The 4,584-nt window shown below is 72.3% G+C and carries 5 protein-coding genes; all 5 read right to left on the minus strand.

The window, feature by feature from the left end; translation table 11 throughout:
* Positions 1-236, minus strand: a 236-nt coding sequence (locus AC5LUJ_RS12965) for a hypothetical protein (protein WP_493464993.1), incomplete at its 3' end; no start/stop codon positions are given.
* Positions 237-438: 202 nt separating this feature from the next.
* On the minus strand, positions 439-1,005 hold the full coding sequence (locus tag AC5LUJ_RS12970; protein WP_250284391.1) for an adenine phosphoribosyltransferase: 567 nt from the start codon (positions 1,003-1,005) through the stop codon (positions 439-441).
* Between the two features lie 26 nt (positions 1,006-1,031).
* A complete protein-coding gene (secF, locus tag AC5LUJ_RS12975; RefSeq protein ID WP_493464994.1) occupies positions 1,032-2,279 on the minus strand; it encodes a protein translocase subunit SecF in 1,248 nt (415 codons plus the stop codon).
* 3 nt (positions 2,280-2,282) lie between these two features.
* Complete coding sequence (gene secD, locus AC5LUJ_RS12980; protein ID WP_493464995.1) at positions 2,283-3,431, minus strand: protein translocase subunit SecD; 1,149 nt, start codon at positions 3,429-3,431, stop codon at positions 2,283-2,285.
* A complete protein-coding gene (locus tag AC5LUJ_RS12985; RefSeq protein ID WP_493464996.1) occupies positions 3,418-4,203 on the minus strand; it encodes a preprotein translocase subunit SecD family protein in 786 nt (261 codons plus the stop codon). Before AC5LUJ_RS12985 ends, secD begins: the two co-directional genes overlap by 14 nt.
* Positions 4,204-4,584: the final 381 nt, after the last annotated feature.

The raw sequence follows: 4,584 nt of genomic DNA on the forward strand, positions 1-4,584 counted from the left end.
GCCGGCCGCGGCGCACCGTCGGTTGTCTTGGCGCGTCCCGCCGAGGTCGCCTGCGGTGGGCGTCCCGGCCCGGCCGCCGGCGACAGCGCGCCAGCGGACGGGCCGCGGTGGCTGTCCCCGCGGGCGAGCACGGCGTATTCACCTGCCGCGGACGACCCCCGGACGGTCGTCGCGCCAGGCTCGGACGCTCCAGCCGTCACCGGGGCTGCCTCGGGCACAAGCCGCTCCTGCTTCATGTCGGACCCCTGAAGGCTAACGCTTCCGTGAGCCGGCCTCCTCCCGCAACCCCGGCCAATGCCCGTGGATCACACAAAGGTCACACGGCCGGGGTCATCGCGGCCAGGAACGCCGCGTCCGGGATCACCACGAACCAGGAGCGGCACGGCCGGGGCCGCCGCGGCCGGGGGCGCCGAGCTGACGAGGAACAGGCCCCGACCCTCAGACTTCCATGATCGATGATATCGCGAGCGGCGCGAGCCGGTCACGCCCGGACAGGAAGGTCAGTTCCATGAGCACGGCGAGCCCGACGACCTCCGCGCCCGACGCGCGGACCAGCTCGGCCGCGGCGGCCGCCGTACCGCCCGTGGCCAGCACATCGTCGACGAGCAGCACCCGGTCACCCGGCCGGAAGGCGTCGGCCTGCACCTCAAGGGTGGCGGTGCCGTACTCCAGGTCGTAGGTGCGGCTGACCGTCTCCCCCGGCAGCTTGCCCTGTTTGCGGATGGGCACGACACCCACCCCCGTGCGGTAGGCGACCGGGGCCGCCAGCAGGAAGCCGCGTGCCTCGATGGCCGCCACGACGGTGGGGCCGTAACCGCCCGCGGTCGTGGCCAGCTCGTTGATGACCACCGTGAAGGCGGCCGGCGTCCCCAGCAACGGCGTGATGTCCTTGAAGACCACCCCGGGCTGGGGGAAGTCCGCGACATCCCGGATGTGGGCCCGCAGCACGTCCGCGGCTGTGGCACCGCCAGCGGCCAGGCCGCTGGTGCCGCCGGCCGGTCCGATGGTCGTTTCGACTGGTTCGATGGTCGTCACCGCCGTTTTTTACCGCTGGGACGGCCTTTGCGGCCAGAACGCCGGGCCGGTGTCGGGCGCCGGCCCGCGCCGGGCCGCGGCGGCCGGACGCCGGCGACGGCCGGTTCACGGTCGCTGGCCGGCTCACCACGTCCACGATCGTCCGTGTCCGAGGGGGTGGTAACGGAATCGGGAAATCCGCTTCCCGGCCCCTGGCCGGCCGCCGCGGCCCCGCTGTCGGATGCGCGACCACCGACGGCGACCGCCGCCGCGGCCCTCGGCTGCCTGGCGGACTCCCGGGCGACCGCCGCCCGCGCCCGGGCCACCCGCTGGTCGAGCGCCCTGACCGCCGGCTCGTTCTTCTTCAGGTCGACCAGCAGCGGGGTGGCGACGAACAGCGACGAGTAGGCGCCCGAAGCGATACCCACGAACTGGGCCAGGGCGAGATCCTCCAGGGTGCCGGCGCCAAGCAGGCCGGCACCGACGAACAGCAGCGAGGCGACCGGCACGAGCGCGATGAACGAGGTGTTGAGCGAACGCATCAGGGTCTCGTTCAACGCGTCGTTGGTGGCCTCCGCGTAGGTGCGCCGGCTGGCCGTGCTCATGCCGGCGGTGTTCTCCCGGACCCGGTCGAAGACGACGACCGTGTCGTAGAGGGAGAACCCGAGAATGGCCAGCAGTGCGATGACCGTGGACGGGGTGACCTGGAAACCGACCAGCGAGTAGACACCCATCGTGACGGCAAGGTCATGGACGAGTGCGGCCATGGCGGCGGCGGCCATCTTCCACTCGAACCGGACCGACAGGTAGACCATCACCAGCACCAGGAAGACCGCGAGCCCCTGCAGCGCCTTGCTGGTGATGGTCGACCCCCACGACGCGCCCACCGTCGAGATGTCGATGTCGGTCGGGGCGACCTCGAAACGCTTCTCGATGGCGCTCTGCAGCGCGCTGGCCTGCTCGGTGGAGAGGGTCGGGGTCTGCACCCGCAGCTGGTGGGAGGTGTCGAGCTCCTGGATGACCGAGTCCGCCGGGTCGACGCCGGCCGAGGAGAGGGTCTCCTCGGCCACGGTGACCGGCCTGCCCCCGGACGGGAACTGGAACAGCGCGCCGCCCTTGAAGTCGATGCCCAGGGAGAAGCCCCGGATCAGCATGCTGGCGACACAGACGACCAACAGGACCGCGGAGAAGGCGTACCAGATCCGGCGCCGGCCTACGAAGTCGACATGGGACTGGTTGCGGTAGAGCCGGCTGGCCCAGGACATCGCCTACTCCCCCTGCGCCGTGCCGGACGGGCCCGGCCGTGACGGCCGCGGACCGCGTGCCGAACGAAGATCGTGTGATCCCTGCTCCGGGTCACCGGCGGCGTCCGCCCCCGCCGCCGGGCCCCTGCCGGCGACGGCCTGGGCCGGGGCGGCCCGCTCCCGCCTGGCCAGCCGGGCCGGCGCGAGGGCGGCCGCCTCGCCCGGCTGGCCGCGGACCGCCGCGACCGTGAGGCCGGAGAAGCGGCTGGTGGCGAAGAACGGCCTGCGCACGAGCAGGGTGACCACCGGCTTGGTGAAGATGAACATGATCAGAACGTCTATCAGGGTGGACAGCCCGAGAGTGAAGGCGAACCCCCGGACGGAGCCGACCGACAGGACGTAGAGCACCGCGGCGGCGAGGAAGGAGACCGTGTCCGCGGAGAGCATGGTCCGCCGGGCCGACGGCCAGGCCCGCTCGGTCGCCACCCGCACGGTGCGGTTCTCGCGGACCTCGTCCTTGACGCGTTCGAAGTAGACGACGAACGAGTCCGCGGTGACACCGATGGACACGATCAGGCCGGCGATCCCGGCCAGCGTGAGGGTGAACCCGATCCACTCGCCGAGGAGCACGACCGAGGCGTAGACCAGCGCCCCGCTCACCGCCAGCGAGCTGAGCACGACTATTCCAAGGGCCCGGTAGTACGCGAACGAGTAGAACGTCACCAGCGCGAGACCGATGGCGCCGGCGAGCAGGCCGGCGTTGAGCGAGTCCTGCCCCAGGGTCGGGGAGATCGACTCGGCGCTGGACTGCTCGAAGGACAGCGGCAGTGCGCCGTAGCGCAGCACGTTGGCGAGATCCTGGGCGCTGGACTGGGTGAACGAGCCCGAGATCTGCGCGTCACCGGCGATCCGGTCGTTGGTGCTCGGGGCCGACTGCACCACCCCGTCCAGCACGATCGCCACCTGCTTGCCGAGAGTCCGCTCGGTCAGTTTGGTGAACGCCGTCTGCCCGCTGCCGGTGAAGCTGACGTTGACGACCCACTCGCCGGTGCTCACCGAGGTGGTGCCGCCGGAGCTGGCGAGCCCGGCCGTTGCCGACTTGACGTCGGTGCCGATCACCGTGGCGGGCATCAGCAGGTACTTGACGGCGCCGGAACGGTCACAGGAGGCCACCCAGTCCGTCGGCCGGTCGGTGGCGGCCGCCCGGCTGCGCACGTCCGACGGGGCGCAGGTCAGGCTTTCGAACCGGGCAACGACGTCGGCCGGTGGCGTGTCGGCGGCGGGCTGTGCTCTCTGCCCCGGGGCCGCCGGTACCGCGGCAGGGGGCACTCCGGGAGCTGGTGACGCCGAGGCGGCCGGTGCCGGCACGACCGAGCCGGCCGGGGCCGTCGGCGCGGCCTGGGCGAGCAGACCGGAGCCGACCACGTCCGGCCGGGTGGTGGTGGACGGGGACGGACCGGTGGTGGCGGCGGGCGGAGCTGACGCGGCGCCCGGTGCCCCGTGCGTGGCGCCGGGCACCGGAACCGTCGGGGTGGCTGTCGGAGCCGCTGAAGCGGCCGGCGGGGTGGCCGGCGCGGCCGGTATGGCGGCCCCGGAGGTAGACCTCGCGGAAGCGCAGCTCGGCGGTCTGCCCGACCAGTTGGACGACGTCGTTGCGGCCACGGCCGGGAACCGAGATCTCGATCTGGGTGTTGTTGCGTTTGACCTCGGCCTCGGCGACCCCGAGCCCGTTGACCCGCTCCCGGATGATGTCGACGGCCTTGTTGACCGCGCCACTGTCGACGCCCTTGCCGGGCTCGGTCGACCGGGGCGTGAGGATCACGCTCGTCCCGCCCTGGAGGTCCAGGCCCAGCTTCGGCGTCCACGTGGACGTCAGCGCCATGGAGCCGTAGAGCAGCACCACGATGCCGAAGAGGAGCCCGATCCGGGACCAGGCGGGGCTCAAGGCCTTACGCCGTCGCCCTGACCGTCGTGCCAACGGATATCCCTTCGTCACGCGCCGTCGCGCTCATGCCGCTTCCTGCCTGATTTCCTGCTGGACCTGCCCGGTGGACGGCCAGCCCGGCCACGACCGGCGGGACCGATGCGGACCGTCACGGCCGGGTGCCGACCGCGCCCAAGGTATCGGCCCAAGGTATCGGAACGACTGTCATGCCGGGGGCGTTCCGATACCACATCTGTAACGCCGATATCCACGTGTTCCTCGAAGCTGGCGCCGACCGGCCCCGGCGGGTGACCGGTGCTGGTCGGCGTGCCGTTCACCGCTCCGGCGTCGCTTCCCCGGGATCCTCGGACCTGCCGGCATCCGGCCGCCGGTGGCCGCCGG

This window comes from Protofrankia sp. CiP1_Cm_nod3 (genome assembly GCF_982290655.1).